General features: G+C 66.6%; 17 protein-coding genes and 1 pseudogene. 13 read left to right on the top strand and 5 right to left on the bottom strand.

The window, feature by feature from the left end; all coding sequences use genetic code 11:
- Positions 1–168 precede the first annotated feature (168 nt).
- Positions 169–438 carry a metal-sensitive transcriptional regulator gene (locus tag ACFVM3_RS39600; RefSeq protein ID WP_043830840.1) on the bottom strand — a complete coding sequence of 90 codons (270 nt, stop codon included), beginning with the start codon at positions 436–438 and terminating at the stop codon, positions 169–171.
- Between the two features lie 598 nt (positions 439–1,036).
- Here ACFVM3_RS39600 and ACFVM3_RS39595 point away from each other — a divergent pair.
- Positions 1,037–1,495: a DUF2243 domain-containing protein gene (locus ACFVM3_RS39595; RefSeq protein WP_228708117.1), complete on the top strand. Its 459-nt coding sequence runs from the start codon at positions 1,037–1,039 to the stop codon at positions 1,493–1,495.
- Positions 1,429–2,088: a cytochrome c oxidase assembly protein gene (locus ACFVM3_RS39590; protein ID WP_197684734.1), complete on the top strand. Its 660-nt coding sequence runs from the start codon at positions 1,429–1,431 to the stop codon at positions 2,086–2,088. Before ACFVM3_RS39595 ends, ACFVM3_RS39590 begins: the two co-directional genes overlap by 67 nt.
- Positions 2,089–2,753: 665 nt before the next feature.
- Here ACFVM3_RS39590 and ACFVM3_RS39585 read toward each other — a convergent pair.
- Together ACFVM3_RS39585 and ACFVM3_RS39580 are read right to left on the bottom strand one after the other, a co-directional pair.
- Complete coding sequence (locus tag ACFVM3_RS39585; protein ID WP_081684794.1) at positions 2,754–3,893, bottom strand: HoxN/HupN/NixA family nickel/cobalt transporter; 1,140 nt, start codon at positions 3,891–3,893, stop codon at positions 2,754–2,756.
- A 154-nt stretch (positions 3,894–4,047) separates the two neighbouring features.
- Positions 4,048–6,210: an MMPL family transporter gene (locus ACFVM3_RS39580; RefSeq protein ID WP_378444925.1), complete on the bottom strand. Its 2,163-nt coding sequence runs from the start codon at positions 6,208–6,210 to the stop codon at positions 4,048–4,050.
- Positions 6,211–6,649: 439 nt separating this feature from the next.
- Here ACFVM3_RS39580 and ACFVM3_RS39575 point away from each other — a divergent pair, with 439 nt between their 5' ends.
- From ACFVM3_RS39575 to ACFVM3_RS39550, 6 genes and pseudogenes are all read left to right on the top strand, one after another.
- Positions 6,650–7,432, top strand: coding sequence for a sulfite exporter TauE/SafE family protein (locus ACFVM3_RS39575; protein ID WP_378444924.1), 783 nt, complete (start codon positions 6,650–6,652; stop codon positions 7,430–7,432).
- Positions 7,433–7,459: 27 nt separating this feature from the next.
- A complete protein-coding gene (locus ACFVM3_RS39570) occupies positions 7,460–7,777 on the top strand; it encodes a rhodanese-like domain-containing protein (protein WP_072029956.1) in 318 nt (105 codons plus the stop codon).
- A 3-nt stretch (positions 7,778–7,780) separates the two neighbouring features.
- The gene (locus ACFVM3_RS39565; protein WP_378444923.1) at positions 7,781–9,178 is read left to right on the top strand and encodes a rhodanese-like domain-containing protein; all 1,398 of its coding nucleotides are present in this window, start codon (positions 7,781–7,783) and stop codon (positions 9,176–9,178) included.
- 28 nt (positions 9,179–9,206) lie between these two features.
- On the top strand, positions 9,207–9,599 hold the full coding sequence (locus tag ACFVM3_RS39560; RefSeq protein WP_043830833.1) for a DUF302 domain-containing protein: 393 nt from the start codon (positions 9,207–9,209) through the stop codon (positions 9,597–9,599).
- A 57-nt stretch (positions 9,600–9,656) separates the two neighbouring features.
- Positions 9,657–10,217, top strand: coding sequence for a DUF2243 domain-containing protein (locus ACFVM3_RS39555; RefSeq protein ID WP_043830831.1), 561 nt, complete (start codon positions 9,657–9,659; stop codon positions 10,215–10,217).
- Positions 10,217–10,975, top strand: a pseudogene (locus ACFVM3_RS39550) (cytochrome c oxidase assembly protein); the annotation flags it as partial. The gene ACFVM3_RS39555 and the pseudogene ACFVM3_RS39550, both read left to right, overlap by 1 nt.
- Positions 10,976–11,054: 79 nt before the next feature.
- Here ACFVM3_RS39550 and ACFVM3_RS39545 read toward each other — a convergent pair.
- Complete coding sequence (locus tag ACFVM3_RS39545; protein ID WP_051171991.1) at positions 11,055–11,792, bottom strand: PIG-L deacetylase family protein; 738 nt, start codon at positions 11,790–11,792, stop codon at positions 11,055–11,057.
- A 122-nt stretch (positions 11,793–11,914) separates the two neighbouring features.
- On the opposite strand from ACFVM3_RS39545, the gene trxA reads away from it, so the two are divergent.
- The 5 genes from trxA to ACFVM3_RS39520 all read left to right on the top strand — a co-directional run bounded on the left by trxA (position 11,915) and on the right by ACFVM3_RS39520 (position 15,353).
- A complete protein-coding gene (gene trxA, locus ACFVM3_RS39540) occupies positions 11,915–12,271 on the top strand; it encodes a thioredoxin (RefSeq protein ID WP_043830913.1) in 357 nt (118 codons plus the stop codon).
- Between the two features lie 115 nt (positions 12,272–12,386).
- Complete coding sequence (locus tag ACFVM3_RS39535) at positions 12,387–13,769, top strand: rhodanese-like domain-containing protein (protein WP_378444922.1); 1,383 nt, start codon at positions 12,387–12,389, stop codon at positions 13,767–13,769.
- An 88-nt stretch (positions 13,770–13,857) separates the two neighbouring features.
- Positions 13,858–14,259, top strand: coding sequence for a DUF302 domain-containing protein (locus tag ACFVM3_RS39530; RefSeq protein WP_378444921.1), 402 nt, complete (start codon positions 13,858–13,860; stop codon positions 14,257–14,259).
- A 64-nt stretch (positions 14,260–14,323) separates the two neighbouring features.
- A complete protein-coding gene (locus ACFVM3_RS39525) occupies positions 14,324–14,542 on the top strand; it encodes an SHOCT domain-containing protein (protein ID WP_043830825.1) in 219 nt (72 codons plus the stop codon).
- Positions 14,543–15,053: 511 nt separating this feature from the next.
- Complete coding sequence (locus ACFVM3_RS39520; protein WP_137095937.1) at positions 15,054–15,353, top strand: hypothetical protein; 300 nt, start codon at positions 15,054–15,056, stop codon at positions 15,351–15,353.
- A gap of 258 nt (positions 15,354–15,611) precedes the next feature.
- Here ACFVM3_RS39520 and ACFVM3_RS39515 read toward each other — a convergent pair whose 3' ends face one another.
- Positions 15,612–15,896: a hypothetical protein gene (locus tag ACFVM3_RS39515; RefSeq protein WP_143101991.1), complete on the bottom strand. Its 285-nt coding sequence runs from the start codon at positions 15,894–15,896 to the stop codon at positions 15,612–15,614.
- Between the last annotated feature and the right edge of the window lie 199 nt (positions 15,897–16,095).

The following is a 16,095-nucleotide window of genomic DNA, read 5'->3' as shown; positions in this document are numbered from 1 at the left end:
GCCCCAGCGCCTCACTGTTGGCAGCCTGCCGGGATGATCGTTCATCGCCCACCTGCCCCATTCTGTCCGGATATAGACGTCACGGCCAGATGCGGCGCGGTCGGGAGTCGGGGCCGTGGTAGTTAACCGCCACGCTCCCAAGCTCGTGTCCACCGGCGTATCAGGGGTTCAGGCGAGGGCGAGGAACAACTTCTCGAGTTCGGCCTCGGTCAGGGGTTCCTGGTTGTTGTCATCGTTGCCGGTGAGGCATTGGCGCATGCCGGTGGCTACGATCTTGAATCCGGCACGGTCGAGGGCGCGTGAGACGGCGGCGAGCTGAGTGACGACGTCTTTGCAGCCTCGGCCAGCTTCGATCATGGTAATTACACCCGCGAGTTGCCCTTGCGCACGGCGGAGCCGATTGAGTACCTGCGTGATGGTTTCTTCGTCCCCAGTCATACGAACCCTCCTAAAGTAATCCCGACCTGGCACCAGTATACCCCGTGAGGTATCGCCAGTGGGGGGAGTTCGCTTCGCTTCCTGACGGCGCCGGTGGAGTCTCGGGCTGAGGCGACAGGCGGCGGCTGCCTGGTGGACGAAATTCGGCGATTCGTACTGTCGATCGTGTGCGTGGACCAGTGTGGCCGAGGCTGGCCCGCAACGAGACCTGTGAGACGTGCGTACCGCACCACCGGGCCAACTCGTACGAAAATCCAGCAACCTGCACTTGTTGGTCAACAGTTTCGGCTATGGGCAGCAGGCCGAACTCGTGATCGACAGGTTGGGCGTCGATCATTCGATGACGCGCCCGAAAGCGTGCACAGTCCGAGGTGAAGAAGGCTGGTGGGCGTAGGGCCCGCGTGAGAGCGGTGCCTTGACTTGTCGCGCTCTGCCTAGCGGCTGTAGGTGTCCTCGCGGGGCGGTGGTCCGACGTCGGAGTGGCGGCCGGGCAGGATCGCGGCGTGTCGTTGCCCGGGGCCCGGCCGGTGCGACTCGACCTGCTGCATCCTTGGGCGCCAGCGGCCGCGGCGGTCTCTGCCGGTGTGCGCTGTTGGGTGTGGCGGTGATGGCCGCGCTCGATGAGATCGTCTTTCACCAGATCCTGGCCTGGCACCACTTCTACGACCGCTCCACGCGTGCCGTCGGGTTGCTCTCGGACGGTCTGTTGCATACCGCCGAACTGCTTGGGCTGGTCGCCGGCTTCGTGTTGTATGCGGATTTGCGGCGCCACCACACTCTGGCCCCGCCGCAGGCCTGGGCCGGGCTGTTCCTCGGGTTAGGCGCGTTCCAGCTCTTCGACGGCATCGTCGACCACAAGCTGCTGCGCATCCATCAGGTCCGCTACGGCGTCGACATCCTGCCCTACGACCTCGCCTGGAACGGCGCCGGACTCGTCCTGCTGACCGTCGGCGCGGCCCTGGCCGTTCGCGCAGACGCACAGCGTCCGCGGTGCTGTTCCCGCTGTCCGGCGGGCCGTTCACCGCCCACATGGCCCAGCACCTCGTCGTCGCCATGATCGCCCCGTTGCTGCTGGTCCTCGCCCGTCCCCTCACTCTGGCCCAGCGCGCCCTGCCTCCTCAGAGTGCGCGGCGAGTGTTGCTGGCCCTGGCGCACTCCCGGCCCGTCACGTGGCTTGTCTTCCCGCCCCTGGCCGCACTGCTGGACATCGGCGGCCTGTGGCTGCTCTACCGCACCCCATTGCTGGCCGCGACACATCACCAGCCGCTGATACACGCCGCAGTCCAGGTCCACGTCGTGCTGGCCGGATTGCTGTTCACCTTCGCCATCTGCCAGCTCGACCCGCTACGCCACCGCTGGAACCTCGCCTGGCGGGGCCTCACCCTGCTGGCCGCCGGTGCCGGCCACGCCATCCTTGCCAAGACCCTGTACGTCGCCCGCCCGCCCGCCACCACCTACAGTGCGGTCGACCTGCACACGGGTGCGCAGCTGATGTACTACGGCGGCGACCTGGTGGAGATCGCTCTCGCGGCCGTCCTCGCTGTCCAGTGGTACCTCGCCACCGGTCGCGCCCACGCCCGACTCCAGCGCCGCCAGCGGCGACCACCGCTGACAGCTGACTCGCCCCCACACACCTCGCGCGACTTCTGAACCTTCCTTGGCACCCGTCGGCGGGCGGGATAACGAGCGACAGTGGCCGGGGGAGAGACGATGACGGCCCCATTTTTGATTGGCTGATACCCCCTGGGGTATTATAGTAAACCTGGTCGCCATAGGAGGTTCAACGATGTGTCAACGTGCTGTGTGTTCGACCTGCGGGAAGGCCACCTACACCGGGTGTGGGCGCCATGTCGAGCAGGTGCTCGCCGGTGTGCCCGCGTCACGGCGGTGTCAGTGTCAACCAGAGCAGGGCGGATCCGAGCGGAAGTGGTGGAAAATGTTCGGCCGCCGTTGATCACTGCGGCCACAGGGAGCCGGGCGCCACACCGAGGTGCTCGGCTCGCTGTCGAACAGGACCCTCGAACGGTACGAGTTGCACGTTCGTCACCGATGTTTAAGGACCCGCGACACCCTGTCAGGATCTGCGTCGACGCTGATCCTGCCCTTCACTCGCCCTGACTCCAATGGACCGGAAAGCGTGAGAGGGGCGCATTCCTTGAGCCTATGTGTGTCCGTGATGGTTGAAACGGAATAGTCATTGCCGCAACACGGTAAAGTGAATGTCCCCCGGCCCATGGGTCAAAGAACGGCTGTCATGGAGCCCTGAGCGCGGGGGTACTGGAGGAGTCGGCTGTCCGCGTAGAGCGCGGGCGGTGTCATGTCGTGTCTTTGCGAATCGTGGCTTTCTGGTCTATGTCGTGTGTCGGCTCTATGTCGTGTTTCGGCGGTTTCGTGTCGAAGTTGCCGAGGTGCCAGGTCAGCAGTGCGAGGGCGAAGACGAGGATGAACAGTCCAACAAGTGCGAATCCGACGTAGTTGAGGTCGAATTCGGCGATGGTGGTGATGGGGCCGGAATCGGGGTGGAGTGTGTCGGTGAGTAGTGATGCCAGTTGCACCGTGCCGATGAGGAACGCGCTGCCGACGGACAGTGTCGTGACGATGATGTTGTAGAACATTCGGCGAAGGGGTTTGGTGAGGGCCCAGTTGTAGGCGACGTTCATGAGGACACCCTCGGCTGTGTCGAACATGGTCATGCCTGCTGTAAAGAGGGCGGGTAGTACCAGGATGGCGTACCAGGGCAGGGACAGTGCGGCTCCGCCGGCGAGTATGAGTAGACCGATTTCAGTAGCGGTGTCGAATCCGAGGCCGAAGAGCACTCCGACTGGGTAGATGTGCCAGGGTTTGCGGACTGCCTTGGTGGTGCTTTTGAGGAGTCGGTTGAGGAACCCGCGGTTGTTGAGTTGGTTGTCCAGATCTGCTTCTGTGGCCGCCCGGTGGCGCATCTGCCGATACACCTTGATGATCCCGGCCAGCGCGACAAGGTTCATGATCGCGATGGCGTAGAGGAAGGTGCCTGATACCGCCGAGCCGAGGGCACTAGCCGTGTGACGCAGTGCCGATTCCTCGTCCCGGACTGCACCGGCCAGTGCCCGCACGCCCATCGCTAACGCTATGGAGAGCGCGAACACAACTGTGGAGTGGCCGAGGGAGAACCAGAATCCCACGGAGAGTGGGCGTTGTCCCTGAGCGAGCAGGTTGCGCGTGGTGTTGTCGATGGCGGCGATGTGGTCGGCGTCGAAGGCGTGACGGACGCCGAGTGTAAACGCGGTGATACCCAGCCCGATGCCGAACACCTGTGAGCTGTTGAGGGTGTGGTGCTGTGGTATGACAACGAAAAGGAGCATTCCCCAGCCGAGCGCGTTGAGGGCCAGGATGAAACCGGCCATCCCGGCGATCGAGCGTCGTGCCTGTGACGTCGGGATTGCGGCTGCCCGGGCTGGCGGGGGTGTGGTCATGGCTTGATCTTCTCCTCTCGTCGTCGACGATGCGGCCTGTGACCCACACCAGCGCCACACGCGCGGAGCCATCTCACCGAGTCCCACGGGTGATGTGTTTCGGGTCCGAGGGGTGGTCGCGACAGCAGTGGTCACGACCACCCCTCGGGACGTGTCAGTGGGAGAACGTGATGGTCGGCAGTGCTTTACGGAGCCAGCGCGGTGACCACCAGGCGGAGTGGCCGGTGATGCGGAGCAGGACGGGCAGGAGCACGAGCCGGATGAGGGCGGCGTCGAGCAGGACCGCGACGCCGAGGATGATGCCCATTTCCTTCGGGGGTAGCGGGTCGGCGAGGGCGAAGGTGAAGAACACGGCGACCATCACGGCGGCGGCGGCGAAGATCACGCGTCCGGAGTGGGCCAGGCCATCGATCAGGGCGCGCCGCGGGCTGCCGGTGAGTTCGTAGTGTTCTTTGGCGCTGGCGAGCAGGAACACGGTGTAGTCCATGGCGATGGCGAAGATCATCGCGAAGAAGAACACTGGCCCCCAGCCGTCGAGGAACCCCTGTGGAGTGAAGCCGAGGAGCCCGGCGAGGTGACCGTCCTGGAAGATCAGCTTCGCCACGCCGAACGCGGCGCCGGTGGAGAGCAGGCTGACGACGGTACCCAGCAGCGCGATGACCGGGGCTTGCAGGGCGACCAGGAGTAGGGCGAACCCGAGGGCCAGGATCACCCCGACGACCAACGGCAGGTAGTCGTTCAGTGCGGTCTGCAGGTCCAGGTTCTCCGCCGGCGCGCCACCGACGAGTGCGCCGTCGGGCAGGGTGTCGCGCAGCCGGTCGAGTGTGTCGCCCAGTTGGGGCGAGGACGGATCGACGGTCGGCATGGCTTGGACCAGGGCGTAGTCGGAGCCGTCGGAGGCGGGTTGCGGCGGGGTGACCAGCGCGATGCCGTCGGTGTCCTTGGCCTGGGCGGCGGTGGCCTGGGCGTCGGCGGCGGGGGTGATGATCTGCAGCATGCCGGGGGCGCCGTCGCCGAAGCTGTCTTGAACGGCTTCGTAGCCCTGCCGGACCGGGGCGTCGTTCGGGACGACCTGGATGGAGGGCATCGCGACCTTGAGCCCGAACACCGGCAGGGACAGGGCGATCAACACCAGCAGCGCGCCGAGGGCGAAGGGCCAGGGTTTACGGCTCAGCAACTGCCCCCAGCGGGCGAATCGTGGCGAGTGGGCCTCGGTGCGCTTGGCCCAGGGCAGGGCGAGGGAGTTGACCCGGCCGCCGAGCTTGCCCAGCACGGCCGGGAGCAGGGTGAGGGTGGCGGCGAGGACGAAGACGACGGCGAGCATGATGCCCACGGCCATGGTCCGCACCGCCGGTGCGGGGACGAGTAGCACGGCGGAGAGGCTGACCAGCACGGTGATGCCGGACAACAGGACGGCCTTGCCGGCGGTGTCCATGGTTTCGGCCACCGCGGCCCGCGCGTCCGCCAGCTTGCGCAGGGCGTCGCGGAAGCGAACGACGAGGAAGAGCGCGTAGTCGATGCCCAGGGCGAGGGCGAACATCATGGCGAAGTTCATCGCCCACACCGAGATCGGGGTGATCTCGTTGAGCAGCACCAGCGCACCGGCGGAGGCGCCGAGCCCGGCCAGGGTCAGCAGCAACGGCAGCCCTGCGGCCACGAGCGAGCCGAACGCGAGCACCATGATCGCCAGGGTGACCGGCCACGACACCATTTCGGCCTGAATCATCGCGTCGTGGTTGGCTTCGTTGAAGTCGCTCCACAGTGCCGATGCCCCGGTCGGGTAGACGTGCACCGACGACGTGGACAGCCCAGTCAAGTCGGCCTTGAGATCATCGACCGCGCGGACCATGTCATCGGTGTTCGCGTTGGCTCCGGCGAGCAGAATGCCGGTGCGGCCGTCCGGGCTGATCGTCATCCCCGGTTGCGGCGGCACGAGCTGCCCAATGCGGTTGTCCTGGGCGAGCACGTCCGTCGCCTGGCCGAGGACTTGTTGCACCGCTGGATCGCTGATCGGGGCGTCGTCGGACTGCACGACGACCTGGATGGCCGAGGATGCGTTCCCGCCGAAGTGCTGCTGGGCGAGTTCACGGACCTGCACCGACTCGGATCCGTTGGCCTGCCACCCGGCGCCGGCCAGGGAGGTGAACACTGTCGGAGCGAGGGAACCCAGCGCGCCGACGACGAGCACCCACGCCGCGACCACCCACCACGCCCGGGCGGCCATCCGCGTGCCGAGTCTGCCCAACGGGCCGCTTCGCTGCAGGGACAGCGCCGCGGTGTCCGGCGGGTGGCTGTCGCTACGGGTTGACGCGGTCATCCGGTTTCCTCCAGATATCGGTTAGGGGTATGTAGTCGGGCATGTGCCACCGCGGCCCCGTGCCGGGGACGCTCGATCAGGTGGCGCCTGGAGTGCCAGGTTCTGCTGCGCCGTCGCAACAACGTCGGCGCCGTCGAGGAAGCGGATCCCCGAGCCGCCGGATCTTCCGCATGTGGGTATCTCCTCGAACGACACTACCAAAAAATACCCCGTGGGGTATCGTCGTGCGGGCGTGGGTGAAGGGGAGGGCCTGCGCTTGCGTGTCAGACCGCTGCCCGAGCTGCGGTTCGCCAGTAGCGGCAGGGGCGCGTTGCAGCAGTAGGTGAGCGGTGTTTCGCCGGATACCCCCACGGGTAGTCGGGCAGGATGAAGGGAGGACGTGGATGCAGCCGCCCGTCGGAACAGCTGGAGCACGTGTTCCGGTCGCTGGTGGGCTCGGGTGATCCTCGCGGCGGGTTTCGGGCTTGTGATCGGCGTGACGCTGGGTCTGCTCGGCGCGGGTGGGTCCATTTTGGCGGTGCCCGCCCTGGTCTACGGGATGGGCGAGCCGGTGCGTCAGGCGATCCCGGCGTCGTTGGTGATGGTGGGGCTTTCGGCGATGGGTGGGGTCGTCCCCCGGTTACGTCAGGGCATCGTGCGGTGGCCGATTGCCGGGGTGTTCGGTGCGGCAGGCGCGGGAGCGACCTTCGGTGGAGCAGCCGTGGGCCGGCTGGTGTCCGCGCAGGTGCTGCTGCTGGCGTTTGCCGTCGTGATGGTGGCCGCGGCGGCGCGGATGCTGCTCGGGCCGACCGAACCGCGCGGGGCGTGCACCGTCTCTGGTGGGAGGGTGAACTGGCGCTCGTGTCTGCCCCGGGCACTGGGTGTGGGTGCGGCCGTCGGGTTCTTGACCGGCCTGTTCGGCGTCGGTGGCGGGTTCCTCGTGGTGCCCGCCCTGGTCCTGATGCTCGGGCTGGACATGCCGGCCGCGGTGGCCACGTCCCTGCTCATCGTGACGATCAACTCGGTCGCCGGACTGGCGGCTCACTGGGACGCGGTGGCCGAGCTGGACTATTCAGTGGTCGCGGCCTTCACGATCGCCGCCCTCGCGGCGTCGGTGGCCTCGGGCAGGCTTGCCGGCCGCGTGGACGCCGACAGTTTGCGCCGCTGGTTCGCCTACCTGGTGATCGCGGTCGCGGTGTTCGTCGCGGTTCAGGCCCTGCTCAACCCCAGCGCGCTGACATGAGAAATCACGGAAAGGAAGGAGTGCAGGATGCAGGTCGAGGAGCTCTACCGGCGACGAAACGAGGTACAGCTGGTGGACGTGCGCGAGCTCGAGGAATGGCAGGCCGGCCGCATCGAGAGCGCCCGGCACATTCCGATGGACGAGGTGCCCACCCGGCTCACCGAGCTCGACACCACGCGGCCCGTGGTGACCGTGTGCCGCAGCGGTCACCGCAGTGAACAGGCAGCCGAATTCCTGCGGCAACAGGGTTATTCCGCGGAGAACACCGACGGTGGGATGCAGGCATGGCAGGAGGCCGCGCTCCCCTTCACCACCCCTGACGGCAAGCCGGGAAGGGTGGCGTGAACCATGTGGTTCCAGCAGTTCTACCTCAACAGTCTCGGACACGCCTCCTACCTGATTGGAGACGAGAAGACTGGTCAGGCGCTGGTGTTCGACCCCCGCCGCGATGTGGAGGTCTATCGACAGACGGCCCGCGACCAGGGATTCCGGATCACCTACGCGTGTGACTCCCACGGGCACAACGACTACCTGTCCGGGTTGGGCGAACTGGCCGGATCCGCGCACCCGCCGCAGGTATGGGGTTCAGCCGCCGGCGAGCTGAGTTACGCACACCGGCCGATCGCCGACGGCGAGCAGATCGAATTCGGCGACGTCGGCATCGAAGTGATGCACACGCCCGGGCACACCCCCGAGCACATCAGCCTGCTCGTCTACGATCGCTCCGCCAGCGCCGACACCCCGGCATTGTTGCTCTCCGGTGGGGCACTCCTGGTCGGTGACCTCGCCCGCCCCGACCTGCTCGGTGGTGAAGAGCAGGCCCGCCGCCACGCCGAGGTCTACTGCGACACGATCCAGACCAAGCTGCTCACGCTGCCCGACCACGTCGAAGTGTTCCCCACACACGTGGCCGGATCACTGTGCGGCGGCAACATCGGATCCCGGCTGTCGACCACACTCGGATACGAGAAACGCACGAACGCGACCCTGGCCGAGGTCGCCGAGAAAGACGAATTCGTGCGGCAATGCATCCGGCTGGACAACCTCCCCGCCGTGCCCCCGTACTGGCGGCGTATGCGCACCCAGAACATGGCCGGCGTCGACCCCCTCGGCGTACTCACCGAGCCACCGGCACTACCACCCGACGACGTCGCCGCTGCCCTCGACGGCGGCGCCGTCGTGCTCGACACCCGCTCGCCGGAAGCCTTCGGCGGCGGCCACATCCCCGGCGCCGTCAATGTCGGCCTCGGCTCGTCCTTCGCCACCTGGGCCGGCACCGTGCTCCCCGCCGACGCGGAGATCCTGCTCGTGCTCGACCGCCCCGGGGATCTGTGGGAGACGATCTGGCAACTGCTGCGCATCGGCTACCGCATGCCCGTCGGGTGGCTGGCCGGGGGCATGAGCGCTTGGCGCACCTCGGCACGACCGATCGAGCACACCCCGCAGATCACAGTGGACGAGCTGAAACGCAGGCTCGACGCGGACGCGATCACCCTGCTCGACGTGCGCCAGCCCGCCGAGTGGGCCGCCGGCCACGTCACCGGCGCCACGTTCATCACCGGCGCCGAACTACCCGACCGGCTCGACGAGGTCCCCGCGGACAAACCTGTCGCCGTCACGTGCGGCAGCGGCTACCGCTCGTCGGTCGCCGCCAGCCTGCTCGCGCGAGAACGCGACATCCCGGTGATCAACGTCGCCGGCGGTATGACCGCGTGGCAGCGTGCGAGCTACCCGACCACAACCTGACACAAGCGCTCTCTCATGGAGGACTGCGATGGATTACGCCCGTACTATTACCCTTGACCTGCCGTATGAGCAGGCCGTGCCGACGGTGAAGGAAGCCTTTCAGGAGCAGGGGTTCGGCACGCTCACCGAGATCGACGTGCAGGCCACCCTGAAGAACAAGCTCGACGCGGACATGGAGCAGTACGTCATCCTCGGTGCGTGCAATCCCCAGCTCGCGCACCGCGCCCTCGACATCGACCGGCAAATCGGACTGCTGCTGCCCTGCAACGTCGTGGTCCGCGCCGCTGGCGACAACCAGACCCTGGTGCAGGCCCTCGACCCTCAGGTCATGGTCACCGTGCCCGAACTCGACGAGCTCCAGTCCATCGCCGACGACGCCGGACAACGCATCCACGCCGCCCTGCAGGCACTCGCTGCCTGACCGTAGCGCAGGGGCGCCGGGAAGGACGCGACAGTTGTCCACAAGAGAGGGAACACGATGACGAGTGCGGAGAGGCAGGCTCCCGTAGGCGCGGCGCCGGCAGGCCTCCAACTGCCGGGCATCGTGCTGGGCGTGGGGCTCGGCGGGTTCGTCGACGGCATCCTGTTGCACCAGCTGCTGCAATGGCATCATATGCTGACCAGCACGAACACCGACAATATCGGAGTAGAGTACTACGATCCCGAAACGGTGTCGGGCCTGGAGATGAACACCGTCTGGGATGGCGTCTTCCACACCGTGTGCTGGCTCGCCGTCCTGCTGGGCTTGGCTATCCTGTACTCCCGGGTCACCCACAACCGCCGCCAGGTGTGGACTTCCCGCGTGCTGTGGGGCTGGATCCTGGCGGGCTGGGGCATCTTCAATCTCGTCGAAGGTGTCCTGGACCACCACATCCTGGGGATCCATCACGTTCACGGCGGCCCTCATCAGCTGTGGTGGGACCTCGGCTTCCTCGTCATGGGCGCGTTCCTGCTCGTCGGCGGCTACCTGCTCCAGCGCAGTGGCCGACCCGTCGACCCCCACGCTGTCAGCGGTGGGCAGGCAGGACGACATGACTGATGGGCCACGACCCGCATCCACCTGATTATGGCGCAACCAGCAGTGCCATCCAGCTGCTGCTGGTCACGCTCACGCTCCTCGTCTGTGCCGGGGTCTATCTTTACCTGGCACGGCGTGCCCGCGTGAGCAACCCGGTGCAGGGCTGGAGCCGGTGGCGCACGGCCAGTTTCCTCACCGGGCTCTTCCTGCTGGCCGTGGCGCTGCTGCCGCCGGTCGCGGCATGGGCCCACACTGACTTCCGTGGCCACATGGCGCAGCACCTGCTCATTGGAATGTATGCCCCACTCGCCCTGGTGCTTGGTGCACCTGTCACCGTGCTGCTGCGGGCCCTGCCCACGCTCCGCGGACGCCAACTGACCGCCATCCTGCACAGCCGCCCGGCCCATCTCCTGGCCCACCCGGCAACCGCCCTGATGTTGTCCACCGGCAGCCTCGCGGTGCTGTACTTCACGCCGCTCTACACCGCGATGACGAGTCAGCCGACCGGTCACTGGCTGCTGCACGCCCACTTCCTCTTCGCTGGCTACCTGTTCGCCTACGCCATCGCCGGCCCCGACCCCGCGCCCGCGCGGCCCGGTGTCCGCACCCGGCTGGTCTACCTCGGCTGCGCCATCGCGCTGCACGCCGTGATCTCGCAGTTGATGTACGGGGGCTTCTGGATCAACATTCACGCCCCGATCGTCGAGGTCCGGGGAGGCGCCGAGATCATGTACTACGGCGGCGACATCGCCGAACTCCTCCTCGCCGCTGCCCTCGTCGCCACCTGGCGCCCCGAACGGCACCCCGCCCCACCGCGGACAGGCCCAGGCCGCTTGGTCACCAGCCTGAGTCGTGGCCTCAGTGGTCGTCCGCGCGAGCGCGCGGGGCCGGCCGGTGTGGGCGGAGCAGGCGGAGGTGTTCGGTGTCACCGAGCAGGTCCAGGCGCCGGTGCAGGAGTGGATTGTCGGTGGACTGGCTACGGTGGCAGGCGATGGCTTGATGGTGGCGTGTCCGGGAGACGGGCAGGGTGAGGTCGACCAAGTCAGGCGGTGAGCCAACCAGGGGGCTGCCGAACTCCGGGTTGAGCTGGTCGGCGACCTGGGCCGGTAACGTCCAGCCGAGGACGGGCAGACCCAGATGGTCGGCGGTGGCCAGGGCAGCTTCGGTGGCACGGACGTGGTCGGGGTGGGACGTCACGCCGGTGGTGTCGAACGCCAGCAGGTAGGTCGGTCTCACCTCGGCGGCCAGCGACTCGACGTGACCGGCGAGTTCGTCCACGGACACGTCGGTCAGGCCTCCGTCGGGGTAGTCCAGCAGGACGCTGCGCTTGACACCGAGTACTGTGGCCGCCGCGTCCAGCTCGTCGGCCCGTAATGCGCCCAGATCGGCGTGCTCTCCGCCCAGGGTGGAGGCCTCACCGTGGGTGAAACACAGCACCGTCACCGACGTTCCCGCAGTGGCCAAGTGGTCGAGCACCGCGCCAAGTCCGAACGATTCGTCGTCCGGGTGCGCGACCACCGCGAGCACGGTGTCTGCCGCGTCGAGCAGGTCACGGGCCTGCTCTTCCCTGCTTCTTGCTTGCGCATCCTGTCCCATACCACCGTTGTACGCCCGGGGGTATGTCGCCGCCAGCTGAACGACCGCGCGGTCGATACGTGGAATGCCAGCCACTGCGAGACTGTTATAATACCCAGGGGGGTATGAGAAGGAGGTGCATGATGGCAACAATCGAGCTGGCTAATGACACTTTTGACGAGGTCATCAGCGCGGATGGCATGGTGCTGGTGGATTTCTGGGCGGCGTGGTGCGGGCCGTGCCGACAGTTCGCGCCGGTGTTCGAGCGCGCATCCGAGCGTCACGAGGATGTCCGGTTCGGCAAAGTGGACACTGAGGCGCAGCCGGAACTGGCGGCGCGGTTCGGTATCTCCTCGATTCCCACCTTGATAGTCGCGCGTGATGGCGTGGTGCTGTATGCGCAGCCCGGTGCGCTGCCGGAGAGTGCGCTCGAGGACCTGATCGGGAAGGCCCGCGAGGTCGATATGGGCCAGGTTCGGCAAGAACTCGCCGAACAGTGACCGTGATGATCCGATCGCGATCGTCAGCGCGGACGCCGAGTACCCGAATCCCGTGGAGCGGGGCCTGCGACCAGACAACGTCTGAGCTGACGATTGTGAGACGAGGAGAAGCAAGATGGTAGACATCATCGCACTCGACACGCCCACGCTGGGCGACCGTAGCTACCTAGTCACCGATGGCGACGTGGCGTTCGTGGTGGACCCGCAGCGCGACATCGACCGATTCCTCACGCTCGCCCAGCAGCGGGGTGTGTGTGTCACCGACGTGTTCGAAACGCACATTCACAACGACTACGTGACCGGAGGGTTGGCACTGGCGCAGGCCACCGGAGCGGCTTACCACGTCAACGCGGCTGACACCGTGTCCTTCGATCGCCAGCCGATCAGTGACGGGGATGAGGTACAGATCGGCTCGGCGATGCGGGTGCGCGCCTTGACCACCCCGGGCCATACCTTCACGCATCTGTCCTATGTGCTGGAAACCCCCGGCCGCCCACCGGCGGTGTTCACCGGCGGCTCGCTGCTCTATGGCTCGACCGGGCGGCCGGATCTGCTGGGGACCGTGCACACCGAAGAACTCGCGCACGCGCAGTACGGCTCGGCACGGAGGTTGGCCACCGAACTCCCCGACGATGCGGAAATCTACCCCACCCACGGGTTCGGCAGCTTCTGCTCGGCCACTCAGGCACAGGGCGAGCAATCCACGATCGGCCAGGAAAAGCAGACCAACCCCGCCCTGACACAGGACGAGCAGGACTACGTCCACTCCCTGCTGCAGGGCCTGGACGACTACCCGGCTTACTACGCCCACATGATGTCGCTCAACACTGCTGGGCCACAGGCGCCGGATCTGTCCCCGCCGGAGCAGGCCGACGCCCCCGAGTTGCGCCGACGCCTCGAGTCCGGTGAATGGGTGGTGGACCTGCGCACGCGGACCGCGTTCGCGGCCGGGCACGTGCCCGGCACCCTCAACTTCGGCGCCGACGGCAACTTCGTCACCTACCTCGGCTGGCTGATCCCCTGGGGCATGCCGTTGACACTGTTGGGGGACACCGTCGAGCAGGTCGCCGAGGCGCAGCGTGAACTGGTGCGCATCGGCCTCGACCGCATCGAAGCCGCGGCCACCGGAGACCCACACGAGTGGTCAGGCGACACGCCCCTGGAGTCGTTGGCGGTCGCGGGCTTCGCCGACCTGGCCACAGTGCTCCACCACCGCCCGGTCGTGGTCCTCGACGTGCGCCGCAACCAGGAATGGGCCACCGGTCACCTGGACGGCGCCGTACACATCCCGCTGCACGACCTGCTCGACCGGCTTACCGACGTCCCCTCCGGCGAGGTTTGGGTGCACTGCCGCTCCGGCTACCGTGCCTCCATCGCCGCCTCGATCCTGGCCGCCGCCGGCCGCCATGTCGTCGTGATTGACGACGACATTGACCGGGCTGCCGCAACCGGCGCCCCTTTCCGTGCTGCTGCCCAGCACAGTGCGGTGACGCGCTAACGGCGTTACCCACTGGCATTGGCCGTGACCAGCGCGACCGAGTACAGCATGACAGCGTTAAGCAATCCACACGTCAAGGAGGATCATCATGGATTACGCCCGGACGATCACGCTTGATCTGCCGTATGAAAAGGCCGTGCCGACGGTGAAGGAGGCGTTTCAGGAGCAGGGGTTCGGTATGCTCACCGAGATCGATGTGCAGGCCACGCTGAAGAACAAGCTCGACGCCGATATGGAGCCGTACGTCATCCTCGGCGCGTGCAATCCTCAACTCGCGCACCGCGCCCTCGACATCGACCGGCAGATCGGACTGCTGCTGCCCTGTAACGTCGTGGTCCGCGCCGACGGGGACAACCAGACCGTGGTCCAGGCCCTCGATCCCCAGGTCATGGTCACCGTGCCCGAACTCGACCAACTTCAGCCCATCGCCGACGAAGCCGGACAACGCATCAACACCGCCCTCGACGCTCTGACCCACCGCAGCGTTTAGCGGTGCCTCGGACCGTGAAACCCGCAGAGGCGACGCAAGCACGGGCGACTGGAGTGTGACGACCATGATGGACGGTTCCATGATGGGCTGGTTCTGGCTCTGGCCAGTACTCCTGCTGATCGGACTAGCCCTGCTGGCCTACCTGATCTACCGGCTCATGCAGGACCGACACGGCGGTGCCCAAGAGGGCACCTCCTCCGCGCACCGGATCCTCGACGAGCGATATGCCCGCGGCGAGATCGACGAGCAGGAGTACCGCAGCCGACGAACCGACCTGAACTGAGCCAATCAATCAACCGACACCAGCCATTGTGCTGCCGTCAAGGACAGCCGGAACGTGGAGTATGACCATGAAACCTCCCAGATTTCCGTTGATGCCACTACTGCCCATGGGGATGATTGCTGCCCTCGTCGTCCCCAACGTGCTAGTACTTCGGAGGCTTCGCGCTCTCGAAATCCGCTTGCCCGATCTGGCGCAGTAGCGGTACCGAAACCCAGGCACCCTGTGCTTGTTAACCCGGCGTCACCGTAGCCAAAACCCCGGGCTGAATTACATTGGCTCGCACGCCGTGTCTTGCAGACGACGCTGATGTCCACGAATTACGGCGGCCGGTGTCTCGGACCGGGACCTCCCCCGTCAGCTCGCGCTACGATTGATGGTCGGAACGCCCCAGCAGTGAGGCGCCTACTCGTGCCATCCCTCGTTCGAGCAAGCCGAGTACGGCAATGGTTTGAGCAGGCCTGCGAAGGGAAACCCGGTGGACCAGCAATCAGTAGGCGATAGAGGAGACGTCATGATGCCCCGCACGCTGCGCTCAGCTGCTCTGTCGATCGGCGCCACCGCCCTCGCTGCCGCTCTCACCATAGGGAGTGTCTCCCCAGCAGCCGCTGCGTCGGAGAACCGTGGTGCAGGTGCTGACCGCTGCCCACCGGGATTGGCCCAGGCAATGCAGGAGATGATGGACAGCTCAGCCATGCAGCAGCTCATGCAGAATGCCAAGGACAACCCTGCCTTGGCGCAGGCGATGCGGCAAATGATGAACTCTCCCGGTATGGCGCAGCTCATGCGGGATTGCGGAATGCGCCCCATGTGACCCGCCTGCTGCTGTGCACCGAGACATCCAAGGAGAGGTTGGACCGCCTGCGGTGCGATCGCGATCGCCTTACCAGAAACCGGCTCTCCTGCTGTCGGGCCAGTTCCCCAGCATGGTCTTCGAACACTTGCGGGTCGGACCACGAAGTTCATGCCCGAATCCAGCATCAGATGCGCCACGTCCGGTAGCTCGACCTGTCGCGCGACAACTCCCGTTGCATCTCGAAGCCATCGGCGGGGCCGGGTCAACCGCAACAATTCATCTTCGATGCCGAGGTCGAGTTCGAGTTCGAGCAAGAACGCGATCGGGTAGCCGTCTTCGTGCCGACGCGCCGTAAGCATCGGGGCGGACCATGCCGCCGAAGAGCCGGCCGCAGCGCAGCTCGGACCACCACGCGGTCAGTCGTCCGCGGGCGGCGCCGGGCTGTCGGCTGAGTGCGACGAACCGCTGGAAGCGGTCGACGACGCGCCCCTTGAACAGGTCGAGCAGGCGGTGGTTGGCCGCACGCATGGTCGGGTGGCAGAGCTCGACGACCTGCTGCACGTTGACAAGTAGGAGGTGGACCAGCGCTCACCCCCGGTGCGGGCGAGCCGGCCACGCCGGAAATTCCGTTCGCGTTACGGACCCTGACGGGTTGTGCGGCGGGCTAGTACTGCAACGGCAGTTAAGGAAGTGGGTAGCCGCGGCGTTTGTAGTGGCTGAGGCGGGCTTGGTGTTGTCGTCGGCGGCGGAAGCGTGACCA

Origin of the sequence: Amycolatopsis sp. NPDC057786 (assembly GCF_042797905.1) — a bacterium.
In the GTDB taxonomy this organism is placed as follows: domain Bacteria; phylum Actinomycetota; class Actinomycetes; order Mycobacteriales; family Pseudonocardiaceae; genus Amycolatopsis.
Note: the sequence above shows the minus strand (reverse complement) of the source record. Positions and strands in the feature narration are given on the sequence as shown.

Coding starts and splice junctions, on each gene's coding strand:
- ACFVM3_RS39600 (WP_043830840.1), bottom strand. CDS start 438: ATGACTGGGGACGAAGAAACCATCACGCAGGTACTCAATCGGCTCCGC.
- ACFVM3_RS39585 (WP_081684794.1), bottom strand. CDS start 3,893: ATGACCACACCCCCGCCAGCCCGGGCAGCCGCAATCCCGACGTCACAG.
- ACFVM3_RS39580 (WP_378444925.1), bottom strand. CDS start 6,210: ATGACCGCGTCAACCCGTAGCGACAGCCACCCGCCGGACACCGCGGCG.
- ACFVM3_RS39570 (WP_072029956.1), top strand. CDS start 7,460: ATGCAGGTCGAGGAGCTCTACCGGCGACGAAACGAGGTACAGCTGGTG.
- ACFVM3_RS39565 (WP_378444923.1), top strand. CDS start 7,781: ATGTGGTTCCAGCAGTTCTACCTCAACAGTCTCGGACACGCCTCCTAC.
- ACFVM3_RS39560 (WP_043830833.1), top strand. CDS start 9,207: ATGGATTACGCCCGTACTATTACCCTTGACCTGCCGTATGAGCAGGCC.
- ACFVM3_RS39555 (WP_043830831.1), top strand. CDS start 9,657: ATGACGAGTGCGGAGAGGCAGGCTCCCGTAGGCGCGGCGCCGGCAGGC.
- ACFVM3_RS39545 (WP_051171991.1), bottom strand. CDS start 11,792: ATGGGACAGGATGCGCAAGCAAGAAGCAGGGAAGAGCAGGCCCGTGAC.
- trxA (WP_043830913.1), top strand. CDS start 11,915: ATGGCAACAATCGAGCTGGCTAATGACACTTTTGACGAGGTCATCAGC.
- ACFVM3_RS39535 (WP_378444922.1), top strand. CDS start 12,387: ATGGTAGACATCATCGCACTCGACACGCCCACGCTGGGCGACCGTAGC.
- ACFVM3_RS39530 (WP_378444921.1), top strand. CDS start 13,858: ATGGATTACGCCCGGACGATCACGCTTGATCTGCCGTATGAAAAGGCC.
- ACFVM3_RS39525 (WP_043830825.1), top strand. CDS start 14,324: ATGATGGACGGTTCCATGATGGGCTGGTTCTGGCTCTGGCCAGTACTC.
- ACFVM3_RS39520 (WP_137095937.1), top strand. CDS start 15,054: ATGATGCCCCGCACGCTGCGCTCAGCTGCTCTGTCGATCGGCGCCACC.